14 protein-coding genes are annotated in these 22,839 nt (G+C 37.2%); 5 read left to right on the top strand and 9 right to left on the bottom strand.

Going from position 1 to position 22,839, the window contains the following annotated elements:
- Nucleotides 1-1,118 precede the first annotated feature (1,118 nt).
- Together MW688_RS22215 and MW688_RS22210 are read left to right on the top strand one after the other, a co-directional pair.
- Nucleotides 1,119-2,546 carry a reverse transcriptase family protein gene (locus MW688_RS22215; RefSeq protein WP_486738198.1) on the top strand — a complete coding sequence of 476 codons (1,428 nt, stop codon included), beginning with the start codon at nucleotides 1,119-1,121 and terminating at the stop codon, nucleotides 2,544-2,546.
- Nucleotides 2,547-2,940: 394 nt separating this feature from the next.
- Nucleotides 2,941-3,075: a hypothetical protein gene (locus MW688_RS22210; RefSeq protein WP_486738197.1), complete on the top strand. Its 135-nt coding sequence runs from the start codon at nucleotides 2,941-2,943 to the stop codon at nucleotides 3,073-3,075.
- 38 nt (nucleotides 3,076-3,113) lie between these two features.
- Here MW688_RS22210 and MW688_RS22205 read toward each other — a convergent pair whose 3' ends face one another.
- Both MW688_RS22205 and MW688_RS22200 read right to left on the bottom strand, forming a co-directional pair.
- A complete protein-coding gene (locus tag MW688_RS22205; RefSeq protein ID WP_486738196.1) occupies nucleotides 3,114-4,187 on the bottom strand; it encodes a tetratricopeptide repeat protein in 1,074 nt (357 codons plus the stop codon).
- 6 nt (nucleotides 4,188-4,193) lie between these two features.
- Nucleotides 4,194-4,919, bottom strand: coding sequence for a 16S rRNA (uracil(1498)-N(3))-methyltransferase (locus MW688_RS22200; protein WP_486738195.1), 726 nt, complete (start codon nucleotides 4,917-4,919; stop codon nucleotides 4,194-4,196).
- Between the two features lie 216 nt (nucleotides 4,920-5,135).
- On the opposite strand from MW688_RS22200, the gene sigC reads away from it, so the two are divergent.
- Both sigC and MW688_RS22190 read left to right on the top strand, forming a co-directional pair.
- Nucleotides 5,136-6,359, top strand: a complete 1,224-nt coding sequence (gene sigC / locus MW688_RS22195) for an RNA polymerase sigma factor SigC (protein WP_486738194.1) — start codon at nucleotides 5,136-5,138, stop codon at nucleotides 6,357-6,359.
- Between the two features lie 148 nt (nucleotides 6,360-6,507).
- Complete coding sequence (locus MW688_RS22190) at nucleotides 6,508-7,911, top strand: cytochrome P450 (RefSeq protein WP_486738193.1); 1,404 nt, start codon at nucleotides 6,508-6,510, stop codon at nucleotides 7,909-7,911.
- Here MW688_RS22190 and MW688_RS22185 read toward each other — a convergent pair.
- From MW688_RS22185 to MW688_RS22160, 6 genes are all read right to left on the bottom strand, one after another.
- Nucleotides 7,908-9,071: an MbnH family di-heme enzyme gene (locus MW688_RS22185; protein ID WP_486738192.1), complete on the bottom strand. Its 1,164-nt coding sequence runs from the start codon at nucleotides 9,069-9,071 to the stop codon at nucleotides 7,908-7,910. The genes MW688_RS22190 and MW688_RS22185 overlap by 4 nt on opposite strands.
- Before the next feature lie 24 nt (nucleotides 9,072-9,095).
- Nucleotides 9,096-10,013, bottom strand: a complete 918-nt coding sequence (locus MW688_RS22180) for an MbnP family copper-binding protein (protein ID WP_486738191.1) — start codon at nucleotides 10,011-10,013, stop codon at nucleotides 9,096-9,098.
- Nucleotides 10,014-10,118: 105 nt separating this feature from the next.
- Nucleotides 10,119-11,021, bottom strand: a complete 903-nt coding sequence (locus MW688_RS22175) for an alpha/beta fold hydrolase (protein WP_486738190.1) — start codon at nucleotides 11,019-11,021, stop codon at nucleotides 10,119-10,121.
- Nucleotides 11,022-11,199: 178 nt separating this feature from the next.
- The gene (locus MW688_RS22170; RefSeq protein WP_486738189.1) at nucleotides 11,200-13,782 is read right to left on the bottom strand and encodes a Calx-beta domain-containing protein; all 2,583 of its coding nucleotides are present in this window, start codon (nucleotides 13,780-13,782) and stop codon (nucleotides 11,200-11,202) included.
- 220 nt (nucleotides 13,783-14,002) lie between these two features.
- Entirely contained in the window at nucleotides 14,003-14,731 is a 729-nt protein-coding gene (locus MW688_RS22165; RefSeq protein WP_486738188.1) for a PEP-CTERM sorting domain-containing protein, read from the bottom strand.
- Between the two features lie 125 nt (nucleotides 14,732-14,856).
- The gene (locus MW688_RS22160; RefSeq protein WP_486738187.1) at nucleotides 14,857-17,955 is read right to left on the bottom strand and encodes a Calx-beta domain-containing protein; all 3,099 of its coding nucleotides are present in this window, start codon (nucleotides 17,953-17,955) and stop codon (nucleotides 14,857-14,859) included.
- 309 nt (nucleotides 17,956-18,264) lie between these two features.
- Here MW688_RS22160 and recQ point away from each other — a divergent pair, with 309 nt between their 5' ends.
- Nucleotides 18,265-20,400 (top strand): DNA helicase RecQ, encoded by a 2,136-nt coding sequence (gene recQ / locus MW688_RS22155; RefSeq protein WP_486738186.1) that lies wholly within the window; start codon nucleotides 18,265-18,267, stop codon nucleotides 20,398-20,400.
- Between the two features lie 315 nt (nucleotides 20,401-20,715).
- Here the strand turns inward: recQ and MW688_RS22150 are convergent.
- The coding region (locus MW688_RS22150) for an Ig-like domain-containing protein (protein WP_486738185.1) at nucleotides 20,716-22,839 on the bottom strand (2,124 nt) is incomplete at its 5' end.

Here is a 22,839-nt window from a genome sequence, read left to right as displayed (position 1 = left end):
CTTTATCTTATTTGATTTTTTAATCAATGTCAATAATTTACTTGTATAACAGTCATGGCGACTGCTATATCTTGATTTTCAACTCTCCGTCACTGTTTTTAGCCCCATAGGATCAAAATAAAAGATGACTTGACATCAACAGAAAAATTAGATAAACTCAAAGAGTATTGAAAAATAAATAAAGAAACAAGACGATAATCTTGCAATCTGAATGGTGCTTCGCCATTCGTGTAGTAAGTTTAAATCAAGCATCACTAGCTAATTTTTCACCTAAGCGAAGCCAGCAGGGTGAAACAGTGAAACATATACCGAATAAGTGTGATACAACCTTTATTGTGTAGCTGTCTTCGCTGAGTTAAATTATCTAGTCCTGAGACATCTCGAAGATTATTGTTTATAGCAGAAAGATGATTAATACAGTTCTCTTGAGCTGGAATTAATCTAGTAATGAAAAAATATATAATTGAGTAAACACGCTTAAACAAATATAAGCGTGTTTTTGTTTGAGTCAATTATTAAAGATATTCGTGTCTCAATAACCTCCCACTCGTCACAGGAATAGAGAAAAATATTGCTGCAAAGTTGAAAACTTTCCGTCACCCCAGAAGATTAAAATAAAAGATGACTTGACATCAACAGAAAAATTAGATAAACTCAAAGAGTATTGAAAAATAAATAAAGAAACAAGACGATAATCTTGCAATCTGAATGGTGCTTCGCCATTCGTGTAGTAAGTTTAAATCAAGCATCACTAGCTAATTTTTCACCTAAGCGAAGCCAGCAGGGTGAAACAGTGAAACATATACCGAATAAGTGTGATACAACCTTTATTGTGTAGCTGTCTTCGCTGAGTTAAATTATCTAGTCCTGAGACATCTCGAAGATTATTGTTTATAGCAGAAAGATGATTAATAAAGTTCTCTTGAGCTGAAATTAATCTAGTAATGAAAAAATATATAATTGAGTAAACACGCTTAAAGAAAAATCTACAAGCGTGTTTTTTGTTGATTACTTGAGCTGAACTTGATTTTTTAATCAAAAAATATATAATTGAGTAAACACGCTTAAAGAAAAAACCTACAAGCGTGTTTGTCATTAATCACTTATCAAAGATATTCATGTCTCAACAACCTCGCACTCGTCAGCAACTTTACAATCTACTTCGTCAACAGGGAATAGATGAATATGTCTTGGAAGAAATGATCCGCTTAGGTTTTTGGTCAGAGGAAAAAGGACTTCTTGAAGATATAGCCGATGACACTCGACGAATGGAAGAAATTAGTCGAGAATTAAATGAACTAAAAGAAAAAAGTGAAAAATTCCAGGATGAAAATATAGTTCGTCAGGAATTATTGAAAAGAAGATTAGCAGAATCTCGTCGCAAAAAGCAAGAAAATAAAGAAAAAAGAGAACAAGCCAGAATTGCTAAGGCTGAAGCTTGGCAACAACAGAAACAAATAGATATTACTTACCTAGGAGAAGATGTTTCTAAAGGTTTAAATTATACAGAATCCGACGAAGAGAAATTAAAGGCACAATCTTTACCCATTCTTGGTAATGCAGAGCAAATTGCTATTTCTCTGGGTATTAGTGTCTCTCAGCTTAGGTTTTTAGCTTTTAATCGCAAAACATCTACTATTTCCCATTATATTCGGTTTAAAATTCCCAAAAAAACTGGTGGTGAAAGACTAATTTCTGCACCGATGCCCAGATTGAAACAAGCTCAGTATTGGATATTAGAGCATATTTTAAATAAAGTACCAATTGACGATGCGGTTCATGGTTTCAGAAGCGATCGCTCAATCATAACTAATGCTAAACCTCATGTAGGTGCAGACATCATCATTAATTTCGATCTAGAAGATTTTTTTGCTTCCATATCTTATAAAAGAGTTAAGGGGTTATTTCATTCTTTTGGTTATAGTGAGGCGGCAGCTACTATTCTTAGTTTACTTTGTACTGAAGCAGAATTAGAAGAAGTAGAATTGGACGGGAAAACTTACTATGTAGCTTTAGGCGATCGCTATTTACCCCAAGGGTCACCAGCATCACCGGCAATTAGTAACATAATATGTCGCAATTTAGATCGGCGTTTATCTGAGATGGCGCAGCAATGGGATTTCGTCTACACTCGCTATGCAGACGATCTTACTTTTTCTACTACCGCTAAAAATCCTCATATTTGTAATCTTCTCAAAAACACCTATTCTATAGTGCATTACCAAGGTTTTAAGGTCAATGAGAAAAAAACTAGAGTCTTACGTAACAGTTCCCAACAAGAGGTTACAGGTATAGTAGTTAATGAAAAACTCAATGTAGATCGCAAAACCCTAAAACGTTTTCGTGCTACTCTTCACCAAATCGAAACCAAGGGTCTGAATAATGTTTCTTGGGGGAACACTGATAATGTTATGGCTTCAATTAAAGGTTTTGCTAACTTTGTAGCCATGGTTAATCCCGAAAAAGGAGCAAAATTTATCGATCAAATTCAACGTATTGAAAAGAAACTTATCGACTCTATAAATATTCCCTATCTCATGGAGTGACAAAGAACCCTGTCACCCAGTCAGGCGATCGCACCTTGTAGGTTGGGCCCTTGGACTCAGAGGTTGAGTTTTGAAGTTTTGAAGTTTTGAAGTTTTGAAGTAATGAGTTAAAGAATTAATGCTCAACGCTTAAAAATTGGTTGACCGAGTGCAAAATCTTCGGCGAAAGAGAAATGAACTTTTTCTGAGGTTAATTTAGTTTGTAGTTACTCCTATATCTTGGTTTATAGCTTCTCCTTTCGGCTTATTAATTTTAATTATTATAGTTGTTTTTGGTTCATTTACTTTTGAGTTGGCATTCAGGAAAATCAAGGAGCTTTCTTTGCATAAGTTAAAATTTTTATTGATAATTACTATTATTTCTACATTTATCTGGGGTATATTATGGGGATTAATGTTTAACTTAGCAATATCTTTTCAATTAGAAATTTATAGTATTTTTCTGTTAAATGGAGTTTATCAAATAGGTATGATAGGAGGATTAATTACAGCAATTGCCTATTGGTTATTTATAGCAGCAGACAGCTAAGTTAGGAGTTTAACCCAACCTAGGATTTATTAATTTGATCACAATATATTTTGAGAAAAAACTAAACGACTATATAACTCAAAAGCTGCATCCAAGGGAGTCTCTTTTTGGCGTAAAAGCTGCATTTTTAGGGGTAATTGCTCTAGTATAGCCGGAAAATCTAAAGCATTTGTGGCGAAATAGTCAAATTCCTCCCAATGTAAACTAGGTTTAGTTTTTTCCTCTAACTGTTTTTTCAATTGTCGCCAGTTTTCTTGACTAGTTTGAGATAGCTTACTGTTTTGACCCTGGGAATTAAAACTATTAGTAAAATCGTAATTATATTCACAGAAACGGACAATTATCTGTTTATCTGATAAATGTAAGTCAAAAATGGTGAAATAGTCCGTGGTTTTGGTTTTAAATTCTGATTTTCCCCGAAAGTTTTTTTCTTCATAATTAGTAAACAAAGGTAATCTTCCGGTAACTCTATTTTTGACTTGTTCCCAGTTAAAGCTAATGGTTTCTATTTCGTCTTGGGGATTTTTACAAACGGCGATCGCTTTTGGAGTAATTGCTGATAAATACTGCACCTGATAAACTTTTATTTTGGTTAAAGTTTTAATAGGCAAAACAAAAGAGGGAATTCCTACTTCTTGCAACTTTTTATAATATAATTGAATTTCACCCAAAGCACCAGTACGATATAACCGCCAAACACGGGTTGGTAGACGCAAACGAGCACTATATATATCAAGAGAAAAGATTTCTGCAAAAGCTTGTGCCAAGGTATTTTTTATCTCTGGATGAACTGGTTTTAAAACTAAAGCGGCTAATTCCCCACTAGTTTTTCTAGCTTCCTGTAGAGATTCCTGCTGTTTTTTTTGCTTATTATCGCTGATTCTAGCGATTCCTTGGCGTGCTTTGCTTAAAATTTGAGGATTAGATGAATTCATCAATAATTCTCGATAAATTTTGTCAGCTTCCTCGGTTTTCTTTTGATACTCACACAATTGGGCCAGATAAAATCTTACCCAAGGATTGTCAGGATCTTCTGTAATCAGTATCCGAAGCAATTCCCTAGCAGTTTGATAATCTTGACGATTGATTGCTTGAGCTAGTTCTTGTAACATGAGAATTTAGGGCCAATTTTTAGATTCAGCAACAGCTACTAATATAGATAGAGCAGTAATTGGGGCAGTAGTCGCTCTAAGAATACGATTACCTAAGCTAACGGTTTTAAACCCAACGGCGATCGCTTCATTACATTCAGATGTAGTCCAACCTCCTTCAGGTCCGGTAGCAATCACTAAGTCTTTTGAAGATGATTCCTGCAAACAACTAAGTAAATGGGTTTTAGTTTCCCTGGCTAAACAAAGATATTTCCCCTGCTCAATAGTAGCTATTTCTTTTATAACCTGATTAAAAACTTTTGGCTGGTCAATAATGGGGACTAATTGACGTTCTGATTGTTCAGCGGCTTCTTCAGCGATTTTTTGCCATCTTTGAACTTTGTTATCACTGGGTTTAGCAATACTCCTACTGGTCAAGGTAGGAATGATACGTTTCACACCTAATTCTGTGCAACAACGAACAATGGTTTCAAAACCTTGTCCTTTGATAGTAGCAGTTATGAGAGTCACATTGATTGGTAATTCCCGAGAAGGAGTAACTAGGGGTTCGATAATTGTGGCTTGTTGAGGATTTAATTCAACTATCCAAGCTTTTCCTTTGCCATCCATAGCAATAAAGCGATCCCCCCACTCAAGACGCACCACTCGTTGTAGATAATGTCTCTGATCATTACTCAGCAGCAGCTTTTGATTATCTATTTGTTGGGGATTTATAACCAAGCGGTAGAGCATTAGCTTTTTTTGTTCTTAAACTTAAATATTATCAGGGAAATCATTCAACCATTTTATCTAAAACCTCCTAACCAGACTAAATGTCAGGGGTTTACGCTCTCTAGCCGTTTCCCGGTTATCTTTTGGCTTAGACCAAAAAGTTAGTTAAATTTACTGTGCGATCTCTTTAACTTTCTGGGAATTATATTTTAAAGAGACTTGAATAACTAATTGATTATGTTTACTAATTTAGCATCTAAACAAGCAACTTGGAGCCAAGCTGTTGTTCCAACCGACGACAAAGAAGATCAATATTTGAGTAAATCTGACGCTGATTTGATGGTGATGGATCCACAAGAAGAGCAAGATAAACCGAAAAATCCCAGTAACAGTACTGATTTAGTACGAATATATCTTCAAGATATTGGTAAAGTTGCTTTGCTGACAAAGGAACAAGAATTAACTTTGGCTAAAGACATTCATAGTTATTCACAATTGTTGAGTCTACGAGATCAAGCCTATCAACAGGAAGATCCGATGATCACAGATTTTGTGAAAGCAATAGAAGCTTCATCAAAACTCACTTCAAAACTTGGTTATCGTCCTTCTCTCAATCGGTGGGCTAAATCATTAGATTTAGATGCTAGTGAACTTAAACAAATATTAGCAAGAGGGAAACGTCGCTGGGCTGAAATTGCTAATATAGAAGTCGCTGAATTAGAAGCTAGAGAAAAATTAGGTATCAAAGCCAAAGAAATGATGATTGCCGCTAATTTACGTTTAGTGGTCTCTATCGCTAAAAAGTATCAAAATCGCGGTTTAGAATTATTAGATTTAATTCAAGAAGGTACCCTCGGTTTAGAAAAGGCAGTAGAAAAATTCGACCCCACTAAGGGTTATCGTTTTAGTACCTATTCTTATTGGTGGATTCGTCAAGGGATTACTAGGGCGATCGCTACTCAAAGTCATACTATTCGTATTCCTGTACACATCACCGAAAAACTCAATAAGATTAAAAAAGTACAGCGTAAAATTACTCAAGAAAAAGGTCATATTGCTAGTATTGAGGAAATTGCTCGCGAGTTAGGTACTACAAGTAAAAATATTCGAGACACCCTAAACCGTGTACCTCGTTCTGTATCTCTAGAAATTAAGGTTGGTAAGGATCAAGATACTGAACTTGGTGACTTACTCGAAACTGAACAAGCTTCCCCAGAAGAAGTTTTAATTCGAGAATCTCTTAATCAAGATTTAGAAGAAGCATTACAACAACTAACTAAAAAAGAAAGAGCCGTTATTACTCTCAAATACGGATTAGAAGGAGGAAAGTGTCATTCTCTAGCTGATATTGGCCGTAATTTAGCTCTATCTAGGGAAAGAGTTAGACAAATTGAAACTAAAGCCTTGCAAAAACTCAGACAACCTCAGCGTCGTCGCTATTTTCAACAGTATCTAGATTAAGTGACTTAAAATCCAGGGAAGGAGTGACCAAAAGAGGCGATCGCCGCTTGTGGGGAGGCTCTTAACTTGCACATTTTTAAAGGTTAACTGCTATGTTAAGATCATTGTCAAATCATCTCCAATCAGAACTTAATAAAAATAAAAGACTATGGAGTCATCCTCACTCGAAATTAAAGTTTTAGAAACAGAACAACCAATCCCTGATGGAGTCAAAGAACCTCCTAGAAACTCTCAAATTACTGATACTTTTACTTATATTGCTAATCCAGATCGCTTTTGTCGAGAAAATTTAACTAAATATGGTTCTATTTTTAAGACTAGCATTTTTGGTGGCACAACTATTTTGGTTGGTTCAAAGAGAGCTAATGAGATGATTTTTAATGGAGATAATAAGTATAGTGAAATTGCCCTGCCTCCCACCACAATGGAGATGTTTGGCCCCTATAGCCTCTTCCAAAAACCTGAATTACATAGTAAGCGCAAGTCTGCATTAAGTCCTGCTTTTACAGGAAAAATGCTCGAAGGTTATTTACCTCATATTCATAGAGTAACTATCAATCATCTGAATAAATGGCTAACCACAGAAACAATTCCCTTAACTCCTTCAGTAGAAAAAATTAGCTTTGCTATTTTAGTCCCATTACTGTTAGGTTTTGATCTTAATCAACCAGATTCAGCATGGGCTAAATTACCAATCAAATCTGAAGAAGAATTCAAAAAACTCTATCAGCAGTTCTTCGCTGGTTTCTATGGCTTAATCAAGTGGAAATCAAGATTAACAGCCTTTGGTAGAGGTTATATAGCCAGAGAAAAATTAATGGAGTTTATGGGAGTAATTATTGAGCAAACCAAGCCACAAGATATTGACCCTACTGCTAACTTTCTCTCGATGATGCTAAAAGATCAACAAACTAATCCCGATACAGTTTTTATTGATGAATTAATGAGAACTCAATGTTTATTACAACTATGGGGATCTCATTACGAAATAACTGCACTAATGAGTTCGTGGATTTATCAAATAGGTAAATATCCTCAAGTAATTGCCAAAATTCGAGAAGAACAAGCAGCAGTATTAGAAAATACAGACAAAAATGAACCAATCACCCTAAGTAAATTAAAATCCATGGAATATTTAGAGGCAAGTATAAAAGAAACTCTGCGCATTAGTCCTCCTTCATCTACCGCTAACCGACGCCTGACCAAATCAGTAATGGTAGATGGTTATTTATTTAAAAAAGGATGGACAGTAATCGCAGAACCACGCCTCACCCATATCATGGAAGAGTATTATCATCAACCAGATCTGTTTAAACCAGAAAGATTTTTAAGTAATAGTAACGAAGGGAAAAAATATGAATTTATACCCTTTGGAGGAGGTGTACATCAATGCTTGGGAGCACAATTAGCTATGACGGTTATGAAAGTATTTGCCAGTAATTTTGTCCGCCGCTTCGATTGGCAACTTCAAGGTACACCAACTTTTACTCAGTTTCCCTTGAAAAAAATCAAAGATAATTATCAAATACAATGTAAAAAAATTAGCATCTAATGAGGATTAGCAAAAGCAGGATTATTGATAAAATCTTCGTCCGTTAAGCTATTTAAAAAAGCTAATAAACTCTGTTTTTCAGTATCAGTGAGGGAAAAACCTTGAACAAAAGTACTTTTATAGGGATTTTTACTACCAATTCCTTTCCATTTTCCTGAGGAGATAGTTCTACCTCCAACTCGATAGTGTTCAATTACTTCTTCTAGAGTAGCAATACTGCCATCGTGCATATAGGGTGCAGTTAAAGCAATATTCCTTAAAGTTGGTGCTTTGAATCTACCCATATCTTCTGGCTTATTGGTAATTTCATGTACACCAGTATTAGGATAAGGATAAGAACCTATACCATCGATATTATATAATCCCGTATTATGAAAGGCAATTTCGGGAAAAGCTAAACGTTCATGATTAATAGAATCACTAAAATTAAAACCTCCATGACAATGAAAACATTCTAAACGTTCACTAAAAAAGAGTTTTTCTCCCTGTTTAGCTAACTCAGAAATAGCATTACTATCTCCCTGGTAGCGATAGCGGTCGTAGGGTGAATTCAGGGAAATTAAACTTCTCTCAAAGGCAGCTATAGCTTTAGTTAAATTACTTAAATTAATTGGTTGAGTTTCTCCGGGGAAGGCATCAGAAAACATTTGAAAATATTGGGTATCTTCTTTTAATTTTGTTAATAACTCTTTTTCTTTGCCTGCCATACCCATTTCCACTGGATGTTCTCCAAAAATTGGGACTAAAGCTTGGGTTTCTAAGGTAGTCATTAGGGGATTACCCCAGGTTAACACTGGATTATAGGCAATATTGGCTAAACTCATCGAGTTACGAGGGTGAGATTCTCCAGTAGTTCCTATGGCTACAGTTTTTCCATCGGTAAAAGCTAAAGATTGTTGATGACAAGTAGCACAACTAAAGTCGTTGTTTATAGAAAGGCCCTTTTCATAAAAGAGATACCTACCAAGTTTAACTTTTGCCTCACTCATGGGGTTATCTTCTCTGACTACGGGTTTTGGTGCCCAATCCGGTAAATTCCATTGGTAGGAGTTAGCAACAACAGCTACATTAGTTTCCCTAGCCATAGCTGTGCTTAAAACTACAGAGATACAGATAGAGATCAGAAAAATTACTAGAAAGTTAACTAAACGACTAATCATGATCTTATTCTACCAAGAGTAAAATTATTCTACTCTCAGAAAATTTTGTGTTGATGAAGCTTGCTGTTGAAATGGTAAACCAAGATTTTGCATGAGGTTTTCACAGTCTAAATCCTCTGGGGTAGACATACAACCTGTGGGGGTATCGGGTTGATTACTATTTAAATCTGTATCAGCCACTAACTCAGCTAAATCAGCAACTACTATGCTTGTTTCTGGGTCAAAATTATCTAAGGTTATTCTGGCGCGATTAGGATTTTGGCATTGATATTCCTGGGTAGATTCTAATTGTTCACATCCAGTACTACCAATATGAATCAGAAAACCAGATGTTTGATGACTATGATTATGACTATCTCCTTTCATCTGATGATGATTATGATTACTCATCGCCATTTGATTCTCAATATCTACCCGCAGAAATTTATAGCCTCCCTGCCAATTCCACCACATAGATGTTAGATTAAGAGGTGATGCCGCTAGAGTTGCATCTTTGTGATTAAGTTCAGAAGGTACTCCTAGAGTAAATTCTATGCCTTGGTAGTCGCCTCTAGGGACTTTTCCCACGATCATAGTTCTGGTTTGACTGGTGCCATTAACGCAAGCTCCTGATTTATCTTCAAAGTCCAGTAAAGCTACATTTTGATACTGCCATAAATTATCTTGTTCTAATTCTACAGGTACTAGATTACCCTGAGCGTTCACTAAAGCTACTTCAGAAACATAGAAGCGATAATCAGCTATGGTGATAGTAGCGTCAGATTTTCCCAGATTACTGTAACTTTCTTCACAGCTAAAGGGTTTTTCTCCCACTCTAGCTTCAAAGGCGATGGTCACATCCATTAAATTTGATTGGGCTTGAGTAACTTCTCTCAAACCTACTCCAAAACTTATTGACCCAATACTTAGTGCTAATACTGTAGTTGTTTGAATTAATTTCATTGCCAAATTAATTTTTTATCCAGACAAACTCTATTAACATAAGCTATTTAGTTTTTTCCTGTCAAAAGACAATCTGTCAAACCTGCCTTCAGTTTAACCTTGCTGTCACTCTTGCCTATCGCTACTTCCTATAAAACTAATAATTTCTTTTGCTGTAGTGTCAGATTGTTCCAAATGAGGCACATGACCACATTTGTCAATCCAAACTAATTTATGGTTAGGGATTAATTGTGCAAATTTGCCAGCATCTTTAGTTCCCAAAATTTTATCTTGTTTTCCCCATAAAATCAAAGTTTCTTGGTTAAGAGATGGCAATTTAATCATAAAAGAACCATATCCACCACTTTTCGTAAAGTTGATTAAAGACCGATGCCAATTTTGACAGTTGAGATGTAGAGCACCACATATTTCTGCATCTTCAGTTACAAAACTTTTATCATAATAAGCTGTTTTCATAATTGCGCGTCTAACTTTAGGATTACGAAGAAACTCCGATGCCCAATAATCTATTGGAGAAAACATAAATTTACCTATGATTGGTTGCTTCGCTATTCCGGCGCTATCTAATAGAATTAATTTATTTACAATCTCAGGGTATTCTAGAGTAAAATCAATGGCTACAGCTCCTCCCATAGAAGCGCCTAGCAAAATCACGGGTTTTTTAATTAGGTTTTTCCAAAAATAGTAAAGATGGGTTTTTATTTGCTCTGTATTGTATTTTAAATCTACAGGACGATTACTAAATCCAAATCCCAATAAATCAATAGCCCAAGTTTCGTGTTTTTCTGCAAGCCTAGGAAAGAGACGGCGAAATTCTAATAGGGAACTATCAAAGCCGTGGAGTAGTACAATAGGAGTGTTACTATTTCCTTGTTGAACATAAGTAGTGGTTATGGCTTCTAGAGAAAAATCAGTGATGATTTTCGTCATCTTAATACTTTTTGCCATAGCAACAGAAGTATCTTCTCTAAGTTTACTAGCTTCTAAGGGGATATAGTCAGGGAACATGTTTTAATCAGATTGTTAATCTAAAGTTCAATTTAGTTAATTTTAATCATATAGGCTTTTTCACTGAATAGATTGATTTAATTATCTCCGGTTAGAAACAGAAATTAGGACTTTTATTTTAAACTTAACTCATCTAACATCGACAAATCAAGTTAGATGAGGAAGTTAAATAACTGTCCTAGAATATAAAGTTAGCAGAGTCGTTAACTTCACTAACCGGGGTATCTTGTACCGTGATAAAGGGGAACCTGCGAGGATTGGGGCCTGTTCCATCTCTATCTAATAGAATTACAGTATCTGAACCCCTAGCAACAAAGTCAATGAAACCATCGGCGATCGCATCGTTTCCTGTATAATTGAGTGATTCTAGTAAAATGCTCATATCAAGTACATCTGCCCCTGGTTCAAAGTCCATAATTGTATCACCTACGTCTCTGAACTGTTCATATATCAATACATCATTACCCACTCCTGTGGTAATCATATCAGCGGCTCCACCACCATTGATGATGTTATCCAGTCTATTTGCCGTTAAAATATCGCGATTAGGAGTTCCTAATATGTCAATAGGAAGATTTTCTTGGTCATCGTTTACAATTGTGCCGATGCCTTGACTGTCACTGATATCTGCGTTTACCCCGTTACTCAAATCTACAAAGAACGTTTCATCTGGTTCTACTATGGTATCCCCTATTACTTCTACCACAATTTCTTGAGTAGTAGTCCCGGGAGCAAATGTTATAGTTCCACTGTTAGCAATATAGTCATCTCCCTCTGTAGCCGTACCTGGAGTGGTAGTAAAATCTACTGTTACTTCGTTTTCACTACTACTAGTCAAGCTCACTTCAAAGACAAACTCTGTAATTCCACTATCTCCTTCTTCTAGGGTAACATCGCTGATGCTTATGGATGGTGGCATAGAACTATCTTGGTCATCGTTAATAATTGTACCGATGCCTTGACTATCACTTATATCAGCGTTTACCCCATTACTCAAATTTACAAAGAACGTTTCATCTGGTTCTACTATTGTATCTCCTATTACTTCTACCACAATTTCTTGAGTAGTAGTCCCGGGAGCAAATGTTATAGTTCCACTGTTAGCAATATAGTCATCTCCCTCTGTAGCCGTACCTGGAGTGGTAGTAAAATCTACTGTTACTTCGTTTTCACTACTACTAGTCAAGCTCACTTCAAAGACAAACTCTGTAATTCCACTATCTCCTTCTTCTAGGGTAACATCGCTGATGCTTATGGATGGTGGCATAGAACTATCTTGGTCATCGTTAATAATTGTACCAACCGCGCTACTATTACTTAAACTTACATCTCGTCCTCCTGCCACCAGATTAGAAAGTTCAATATTGAATGTTTCATCTGGTTCTACCTTAGTATCTCCTATCACTTCAACGCTGATAGTTTGAATTTCTCCAGCATTACCATCAAAGTTGAGGGTTCCACTTGTAGCTACATAGTCATTATCTGCGGTAGTAGCGCTCCCATCACTAGTGGCATAATCTACACTAATAGGTGTATCCACAGCATTATCTAGTGTTACCTCGAAGATAAATTCAGTTATGCCACTGTCACCTTCTAGTTCACTGATATCACTAATACTTAATGTAGCAACATCATCATTCTCAATAATTCCTACTGCTTGACCTCTGTCAATACTTCCGTTAACAGAATTACTTAGATTAACAAAAAAAGTTTCATCTGTTTCGACTAATTGATCGCCTTGTACTTCTACTATAACTGTTTGACTTGTGACTTGGGGATCAAAAATTATAGTTCCGCTATTGCTGATATAGTCTATATCTTCAGTTGCTGTACCAGGTTGAGTCACAAAATCTACTGTTACTTGACGGTCAATACCAGAAGTTAAACTCACGTCAAACATAAGATTTGTGGTGCCCTCGTCTCCTTCAATAACAGTGGCGTCGCTAATATTTATGAAAGTTGGAACTGGTGCTGAATCTGCTGGTAGACCAATACCAACATGGACTAAGCTGAGAGCGTCCCTGAAACCTTCGTCTAGAGTTATATTCAGATTATTGTTTCCAGGGGTTAAAAAATTAGTAAGATCAAAATTCTCTACATCCCAAAGACTACCATTACTTGGACCGCCAGTACCAAATAGAGTGGAATCTCCCTGAAAAATTCCTCCAGAAACTAAGGATGAACCATTTATTCGTATTGTTCCGTCGTCTGTGCTACCAAAATCTTGTCCATCAGAAACGCCTAAATTCAGGGTAGCAGTTCCTGACTCATAATTAATACCATCTAATGTAATACTCCATCCCGGAGCATCAAATTGGCTGGCAAAATTACTATCGTTACCATTATAGAATACAACATCTTGATTGTTTTCGTCATTGCCATCATCATAAAAAACAACTAAAGAGGCCCCATTAATTTCTGCATTAGGTTTATTGAAGTTTTCCAGTATATACTCTCCATTCCCCGTTACTAAATCAGTAACATCAGCTCTATAAGCTTGACTGTTGGCAAAACCCCAAAAGTTATCAGAGGCAAAACCTATGTTTACTCCAGTAACTAAGTTACCATTAAAAGATACAGTAGCATTAGCGTTAGGATCCGAAGAGTTAGTGGGTCCATGCCAAAGAATATAAGCCCTATTAATATTTCCAACTACATCATCTAAAACAATGGAACCAGAACCAAGTCCTCTCATCCCACCATATCCTTCAACCGTCCAATCTGTATTAAACCGGGTTTCAACTAATTCAAATGACGTCATATTAAATTCTCTAAATTAATGTAAGTAAATCTTTTCCCTAAAAATATAGCACAGGGAATAAATATTTAGAGACTGCTTGTAAAGTTTCTTTAGTTAAAATTAATATATAGTTTAAATGCGTATTAGCTTATAAATACTAGTATAAAAAATAATCTCTACCTAACTTTTGTAGATAAGTAGAGATTAATTGAATAATTGACTAATTTTAGTTAATTATTTATTAGTTTTTTCTCCTGCGATTAACTAGGGCCATAGCACCTAAACCTAGTAAGGAAATAGTTACTCCTGGTTCTGGAGTGACGTTAACTGGAGATGGACTTACATCTAAATCGCTGAGAATCAGAGCTGAACTTTCAGAACCATCTTCTATATCTAATACTCCGAAAGAAATTGTATTAGTCCCTGCTGTTGGGAAGGAGAGGGAGAAGCTATTTGTTCCGGTTTCTAGAGCATAATTGCTACTTGACGTTTGTGTAGCATCATTAACGTCTGCTAGAATAGTAACTTGATCGTTAATTGCGATAAAGGCATAGTCATTTTTGCTTAATTGTCCCTGTTCATTCGTCTGAAAATTCCAATCAAAAGAAAGTACATCATTAGCATTGAAATTTAAGTCGAAAGAAATAGCCGAACCTTCAAAAGCAAAAATGAAGTTACCAGGATCTGGGTCGAGACTTCCTGGAGGCAAACCAATAGCGTTTTCTAAGGCAAAAGCATCAATAGCGGGATTCCCAGAAAAGTTGAAGTCATCATCTAGGGCGGGAAAATCATCTCCCGCAAGAGCATTAGTAGAGAGACTAGCTTGATTAGGACTAGCTAAAACATCTCCCACATCAGTACCAGTTTCAAAGTTGATACTAGCCGCAGATACCTCAGAACTAGATATTCCTAGAAACAAGGTAGTAGTTGTTAAGAAAAACAGAGAAGAAAATTGTGAATTTTTAGACATGATTGATTCCTTGAATAGATTGATTTAATTATCTCTGGTTAGAAACAGAAATTAGGACTTTTATTTCAAACTTAACTCATCTAACATCGACAAGGGAAGTTAGATGAGAAAGTTAAATAACTGTCCTAGAATATAAAGTTAGCAGAGTCGTTAACTTCACTAACCGGGGTATCTTGTACCGTGATAAAGGGGAACCTGCGAGGATTGGGGCCTGTTCCATCTCTATCTAATAGAATTACAGTATCTGAACCCCTAGCAACAAAGTCAATGAAACCATCGGCGATCGCATCGTTTCCTGTATAATTGAGTGATTCTAGTAAAATGCTCATATCAAGTACATCTGCCCCTGGTTCAAAGTCCATAATTGTATCACCTACGTCTCTGAACTGTTCATATATCAATACATCATTACCCACTCCTGTGGTAATCATATCAGCGGCTCCACCACCATTGATGATGTTATCCAGTCTATTTGCCGTTAAAATATCGCGATTAGGAGTTCCTAATATGTCAATAGGAAGATTTTCTTGGTCATCGTTTACAATTGTGCCGATGCCTTGACTGTCACTGATATCTGCGTTTACCCCATTACTCAAATCTACAAAGAAAGTTTCATCTGGCTCTACTATGGTATCCCCCACTACTTCTACCACAATTTCTTGAGTAGTAGTCCCGGGAGCAAATGTTAACGTTCCGCTGTTAGCAATGTAGTCATCTCCCTCTGTAGCTGTCCCTGGAGTGGTAGTAAAATCTACTGTTACTTCTGTTTCACTACTACTACTCAAGCTCACTTCAAAGACAAACTCTGTAATTCCACTATCTCCTTCTTCTAGGGTAACATCGCTGATGCTTATGGATGGAGTTGCTGTATCCTGGTCATCGTTAATAATTGTGCCGATGCCTTGACTCTCACTTATATCCGCGTTTACTCCATTACTCAAATCTACAAAGAACGTTTCATCTGGTTCTACTATGGTATCTCCTATTACTTCTACCACAATTTCTTGAGTAGTAGTCCCGGGAGCAAATGTTATAGTTCCACTGTTAGCAATATAGTCATCTCCCTCTGTAGCCGTACCTGGAGTGGTAGTAAAATCTACTGTTACTTCTTCTTCACTAGTAACACTCAAGCTTACTTCAAAGACAAATTGGGTAATTCCGCTATCTCCTTCCTCCAAGGTAACATCGCTGATGCTTATCGATGGAGTTGGAATATCTTGGTCATCGTTTACAATTGTCCCGATGCCTTGGCCATCACGAATATCACTGTTAACGGCATTACTCAAATCTACAAAGAAAGTTTCATCTGGTTCTACTACTGTATCCCCTATTACTTCTACCACAATTTCTTGACTAGTAGTCCCGGGAGCAAATATTAAAGTTCCGCTGTTAGCAATGTAGTCATCTCCCTCGGTAGCGGTACCTGGATTGGTAGTAAAGTCAACTCTGACTTCGTTTTCACTACTATTACTCAAGTTAACTTCAAAGACAAAGGGTGTAACTCCACTATCTCCTTCGGCTAGGGTAACATCAGTGATGTTTATTAATGGTGGAGGTGCTAATTCTGCTTCTAATTTGTCTCTCACCGCTTGTCCAAACTGTTGGAAGCTATTTACTTGGTTAACAAAAGCTGGTGTACCTGCAGCATTACTACCACCAATTACCTCATTTTGATAGAAGTTGAAAACCGATGAACTCCCACCAATTACTATCCCGTTGATAGAATCAATTCCTGCCGCTAAAGCATTATCCCGCGCTCCACTAGTTGAAGCCCCTTCATTTGCTGATCCATCCCCGGATACATCTATTGTTAAACTACGACCATCGAAATCATTGTCAAAAAATAGAGGTACTGCAAAATTAATCGCGCTACCCGGTGCCGTACTACCAAAGAAAGGACGTAAACCACCAGAAGAGGGGATGAGAGTATTTCTTATATCTTCAGCGAAAGCCTGAGAACTTTGTACACTATCAATTAAAGTCCAGGGTATTGATTCTTCCTGCTGACTGGCACCTGACCAAAGCACCACATTCACCGCAACTTGACCATTGATACCATTAGCAATGAAGTTATTAAATAACGCTGGTGATTCAAAAGCTTGGGCGTATCCTTCTAATTGTAGGGCGTATTCAGTATCGTCTACACTACCAGACACGTCTACCAGCAGAGAAAGTTCTACGTCAACATCAGTCAGGTCATCGTTGTCGATAGTTACTGTTCCTGTTGGGTTAGCGATAGTAGTTCCTACGGGATTGGAGAGGTTAACTGAAAATGTTTCGTCCAGTTCTTGTTTGATATCTCCTACAACTTCTACACTAATAGTTTGACTTGTCTCTCCTGGTTGAAATGTTAAAGTTCCGCTAGTAGGAATGTAGTCATTATCAGCTACTGTTGCCGTACCGTCTGCGGTAGCATAGTCAACAGTTACTACTTGATTCGGACCACCTCGTAAAATAACCTCTAAATCTACAGGAGTGGTGCCACTATCACCTTCTAATACTGTAACATTATCTATAAATAACCCTTCTGTTACAAAGTTGACCAATTGACTAATTTCTTGCTCACTCATACCATCTAAAGCACCTAATCCGAGGTTAGTTAATTGAGGTGCTTTCCCGGAGGCTATACTTTGGTTTTGATTTTGAGCGGCGAAAACCATTACCGTTTCACTTTCACCGGGAGCTAAGTTCAAATCGTATGAAAATGTTAATGAATCAAATGATATACTAGCTGCGCTAGGGTCGTTTCCTCCGGGTCCTGAGACTATGTGTAGTAAGGTTGGATCTCCACCACCGTTTGTATTGTCATCTGTAATAATCCAGTCATCACTTGTGTTATAAATTGTATCACCACTACTAGTATCAACAACTTGAGTAACACCATTAGAACCTAAGTTATTTTGAAATGTAAGAGTATAATCTGTGTTACTGTTTCCTGTGTTGGTAACGGTGGTTAGAAATCTAGCCCAGCCTTGGTCGTCAGGAACATAAATTTTTCTAGTTAACTGTATGTTTGAATCACTAAATATAGATGTAGGTCCTAGTACTAGTTCTCTCTCATTATCTTCAGTTTCTCCCTGGGATAAAAAAGGGAACCCATTAACAATCAGTCCTCCGTCGTAGGCATCAATGGTTCCGTTTAGAATTGAACCGTCTTGTCGAATATCCCACAGGAATCCTTCACTATCTGTAAGTATATAGGGAAACGATGTAATTGTAGTCATTATCTAATCTAATTATCTATGGGTAAGAAATATTTATCATAACAATAACACATTTTTTTGTTTAATTTTATCTTGAGAAAAACTTTAAATAAATTTTATATTGTATTGAAAGTGTCTAATTTTCTTGGTTAGCAATAAATTATTCAATTAAATACGTAATTATACATAAGATAGTTTGCAGTTTCTAAAACCTATTTAAATTTCATCAAAAGACCCTATTTGAATACTTTCTTGCTTCCTAGAGAAGAAGAACATCAAGGTTAGATATAATAAAAACTGTTAGAAATTACAAACTAATCTAAAATAGATGTGCCAAATAAAACATTAGCTCTAAAAAAATTCTTCGGTTATGATACTTTTCGCCCTATGCAGGAAAAAGTTATCGACGATGCTCTCAATAACTACGATTTATTAGTAATTATGCCAACAGGAGGTGGGAAATCTCTATGTTATCAATTACCAGCTTTGCTGAAACCAGGATTAACAGTGGTTGTCTCCCCACTAATTTCTTTGATGCAAGACCAAGTTAACACCCTTAAAGATAATGGAATAGGTGCAACTTTTCTCAATAGTAGTTTAGATTTTAATAGTTTACGTGAACGGGAAGTAGCCATTCTCCAAGGTAAAATTAAATTACTATATGTAGCACCAGAAAGGTTGCTATCAGAAAAATTTGCTGCTTTCTTGGATAACGTAGCCAAAAATATTGGTATTTGGGCATTTGCTATAGATGAAGCTCACTGTGTATCAGAATGGGGACATGATTTTCGTCCTGAATATCGCCGTCTACAACAATTACGTCAGCGTTATCCTCAAACTGTAATGCTGGCTTTGACGGCAACAGCTACAACTAAAGTGCAAAAAGATATTATTCAACAGCTCGGGTTACGTAATCCTCGGACTCATGTGGCAACTTTTAATCGTCCTAATCTTTACTATGAGGTAGTAAATAGGAGTAAAAGAAGCTATCAACAGTTACTAGAATACGTTCGGGCTCAAAGGGGCTCTGGAATTATTTACTGTCTCAGTCGTCGTCGTGTAGAAGAAGTAGCGGCCCGCTTACAAACAGATGGAGTCTCAGCTTTACCATATCATGCAGGGATGAGCGATCGCACCAGAGAATTATACCAAAATCGTTTTATCCGAGATGATGTGAGAATCATGGTAGCGACAATTGCCTTTGGTATGGGTATCGATAAACCAGATGTCCGCTTCGTCTTTCACTACGATTTACCCCGCAATTTAGAAAACTACTACCAAGAAGTAGGAAGAGGTGGTAGAGACGGAGAAAGTGCTAACTGTATCCTCTTTTTTGGGAAGGGGGATATTGGCATTATCGAATACCTAATTAAGCAAAAAAATGATCCTCAAGAACAACGTCTGGCTCGTAGACGTCTGTATATGATGGTAGAATATGCAGAGTCTGCTGAATGTCGCCGCAAAATTCAACTAAGTTATTTTGGAGAACGTTTTACTGGAAGTTGTAATAATTGTGATAACTGTCTTAACCCCCAACCTTTAGAAGATTGGACAATTGAAGCTCAAAAATTTCTCTCCTGTGTAGCTCGTTGTCAAGAACGCTTCGGAATCAATCATATCATTGATGTGCTTAGAGGTTCACGCAAACAAAAAATTACACAGTATGGACATCATTTACTATCTACCTATGGTATCGGCAAAAATCATAGCCATGAAGCTTGGCTGAGATTAGGACGCTCGCTTTTACACCAAGGTTTAGTTAACTCCACCAATGATGGTTATAATATTCTCAAACTCAATAAGTATAGTTGGGAAATTCTGCGTAAACAACGTAGTGTCCAGATACCTATACCACCCAAAACTAAACAACAAACCTCTACAGTTCAAAAACCTAGAGATTTAGAAGCTGAGTTTCTCTATATTCAACTTCAACGTTTACGTAAACAACTAGCTGATAGTCAAGGAATTGCTCCTTATATGATTGTAGCTGACTCTACTCTGAGGGCGATCGCTCACAGTCAACCTAAAACCTTAGAGGCATTGAGTAAAGTCCCAGGTTTTAGTGAACATAAAATTGCCCAATATGGTCCTAGATTTTGTACTGAGATAGCTAGTTTTTGTGCTCAATCCCATTTACCGACTAAGTTACCCTCTCCTACTCAAATATCTACTCTAGAACTATATCAACAAGGTTTTAAAATTGGCGAAATCGCTCAACAAAGAAATCTCAAAACTAATACTATTTATCAACATTTGAGTGAACTAATAGAAATGAATCAAGGCGTAGAGATAGATTCTTTAGTTTTACCCCATAAACGAGAGATAATTGCTCAAGGAATTGCTGTAGTAGGGGATGCTAGTCTTACAGCCATCAAACAATATTTAGGAGATAAATATAGTTATGGTGAAATTAAACTTGTGCGAGCTTGGTTACGGCAAAAAAAATCATCTGCTCCCGGAATTTAATAGTAAATCCGGTTATGAAACGGTACTTATAGCCATAGACGGGTAATGAACTTTTCTCCCAGGCAACTTAGTACTTTTGTTCTAGTTCAAGATCTAAGTAAGTAGGTAGGTAAAATTAAACGTATAGCAATAGACAGGTCTATTAGGACGCATAAGTTATCGTTTTTAGGACCTTACTCATTTTAACTATGGAAAAAAGAAAAAGGGGGTAAAGGCTTTATTTTTGGTCGCTTTTGTGTTCAACCAAAACCTTTCCCCCTCTTTTTTTTAAGAAGAACTAAAACTAGCTTTAATTCTTCTTTTTTCAACAGACATTTAAGAGAAAATAAAGTTGCTAGGTTGACTCAAATCAGCAGCATCAATATTTTCTGTGAATATATAGAATATTGTTCCTGAAGGTCCAGCAAACCCATCGGGATCAATATTCACAGCACTACCACCTTGGGTAGGCAAATCACTAAAGGTGACAATACCGTCTCCAATAGGATCGCTTCCAGTGTAGCCTATACTGTCGAGTAATCCAGCAAGATTAATTACGTCTCCTTGACTAGGAGTAAAGTCAGTAATAGTATCACGAACATCAGTGGTGCTTACATAAACGAATTCGTCGGCACCAGGACCTCCGGTAAGAGTATCACGGCGTTGGAAACCAGTAAGGGTGTCATCACCATTTCCACCTACTAGATTATCGAATCCAGAAGAACCGGGGACAATCTCTCCTTCACCTGGAGGATTTACCTCGATGGATACTGTAGCTAGATTAGAATTTACTATGCCATCGTTGGCGCGATAAGTAAAGGTATCAGTTCCAAGGAAACCAGCATCTGGAGTGTAGGTAAAGGAACCATCGCTTTGTAAACTCAGAGTCCCGTTACTCACATCTCCTACTAAATTAGCGGTGAGAGGATCCCCATCTACATCAGTATCATTCTGTAACACGCCAAGAGGAAGAACTGTCAGAGTTTGATTTTGAGTAGCAGTGTAGTTATCATCTATCGCAAGGGGAGGAGTATTTTGGTTTGCTACTACGATACTTACTGTAGCTAGATTAGAATTTACTATGCCATCGTTGGCGCGATAAGTAAAGGTATCAGTTCCAAGGAAACCAGCATCTGGAGTGTAGGTAAAGGAACCATCGCTTTGTAAACTCAGAGTCCCGTTACTCACATCTCCTACTAAATTAGCGGTGAGAGGATCCCCATCTACATCAGTATCATTCTGTAACACGCCAAGAGGAAGAACTGTCAGAGTTTGATTTTGAGTAGCAGTGTAGTTATCATCTATCGCAAGGGGAGGAGTATTTTGGTTTGCTACTACGATACTTACTGTGGTTATATTAGAATCATCTGTGCCATCGTTGGCGCGATAAGTAAAGGTATCAGTTCCCCTGAAACCAGCATCTGGAGTGTAGGTAAAGGAACCATCGCTTTGTAAATTCAGGGTACCGTTACTCACATCTCCTACTAAATTAGCGGTGAGAGGATCCCCATCTATATCGATATCATTCTCTAACACACCAATTGCGGGAATTGTTAGAGTTTCATTTTGGTTAGTAGCGTAGCTATCATTTCTCGCTATTGGAGGAATATTGTTGTCTACAACAAAAATACTTACTGTCGCTACATTAGAATCCGCTGTGCCATCATTGGCGCGATAGGTAAAGGTATCAGTTCCATTGAAACCAGCATCGGGAGTGTAGGTAAAAGAACCATCACTTTGTAAACTTAGGGTACCGTTACTCACATCTCCTACTAAATTAGCGGTGAGAGAATCCCCATCTATATCGACATCATTCTCTAACACACCAATTGCGGGAATTGTTAGGGTTTCATTTTCGTTAGTAGCGTAGTTATCATTTCTCGCTATTGGCGGAGTATTGTTGTCCGCTACAAAAATACTTACTGTGGCTACATTAGAATCTGCTATGCCATCATTGGCGCGATAGGTAAAGGTATCAGTTCCATTGAAACCAGCATCGGGAGTGTAGATAAAAGAACCATCACTTTGTAAACTTAGGGTACCATTACTTACATCTCCTACTAAATTAGCGGTGAGAGTATCCCCATCTGGATCGAGATCATTCTCTAACACACCAATAGGAAGAATCGTCAGGGTTTCATTTTCATTAGTAACGTAGGCATCATTTCTCGCGATTGGGGAAGTATTTTGTTCTGCTACCTGGATGGTTACTGTGGCTACATTAGAATCATCTGTGCCATCATTAGCAATATAAGTAAAGGTGTCAGTACCCGTGAAGTCGGTATCTGGAGTGTAGATAAAAGAACCATCACTTTGTAAACTCAGGGTCCCGTCAGTCACATCTCCTACTAAAATAGCTGTGAGAGAATCTCCATCGTCGTCAGTATCATTCTCTAACACACCAATTGCAGGAATGGTTAGGGTTTGATTTTGAGTGGTAGCATAGTTATCATCTACTGC

This window comes from Johannesbaptistia floridana, from assembly GCF_057440575.1.
The sequence above is the reverse complement of the archived record's forward strand: the minus strand, read 5'-3'. Positions and strand labels throughout refer to the sequence as shown.

Excerpts from the sequence above, each read along its gene's own strand:
- MW688_RS22215 (WP_486738198.1), top strand. The coding sequence starts at position 1,119 with ATGTCTCAACAACCTCGCACTCGTCAGCAACTTTACAATCTACTTCGT.
- MW688_RS22210 (WP_486738197.1), top strand. The coding sequence starts at position 2,941 with ATGTTTAACTTAGCAATATCTTTTCAATTAGAAATTTATAGTATTTTT.
- MW688_RS22205 (WP_486738196.1), bottom strand. The coding sequence starts at position 4,187 with ATGTTACAAGAACTAGCTCAAGCAATCAATCGTCAAGATTATCAAACT.
- MW688_RS22200 (WP_486738195.1), bottom strand. The coding sequence starts at position 4,919 with ATGCTCTACCGCTTGGTTATAAATCCCCAACAAATAGATAATCAAAAG.
- sigC (WP_486738194.1), top strand. The coding sequence starts at position 5,136 with ATGTTTACTAATTTAGCATCTAAACAAGCAACTTGGAGCCAAGCTGTT.
- MW688_RS22190 (WP_486738193.1), top strand. The coding sequence starts at position 6,508 with ATGGAGTCATCCTCACTCGAAATTAAAGTTTTAGAAACAGAACAACCA.
- MW688_RS22185 (WP_486738192.1), bottom strand. The coding sequence starts at position 9,071 with ATGATTAGTCGTTTAGTTAACTTTCTAGTAATTTTTCTGATCTCTATC.
- MW688_RS22180 (WP_486738191.1), bottom strand. The coding sequence starts at position 10,013 with ATGAAATTAATTCAAACAACTACAGTATTAGCACTAAGTATTGGGTCA.
- MW688_RS22175 (WP_486738190.1), bottom strand. The coding sequence starts at position 11,021 with ATGTTCCCTGACTATATCCCCTTAGAAGCTAGTAAACTTAGAGAAGAT.
- MW688_RS22170 (WP_486738189.1), bottom strand. The coding sequence starts at position 13,782 with ATGACGTCATTTGAATTAGTTGAAACCCGGTTTAATACAGATTGGACG.
- MW688_RS22165 (WP_486738188.1), bottom strand. The coding sequence starts at position 14,731 with ATGTCTAAAAATTCACAATTTTCTTCTCTGTTTTTCTTAACAACTACT.
- MW688_RS22160 (WP_486738187.1), bottom strand. The coding sequence starts at position 17,955 with ATGACTACAATTACATCGTTTCCCTATATACTTACAGATAGTGAAGGA.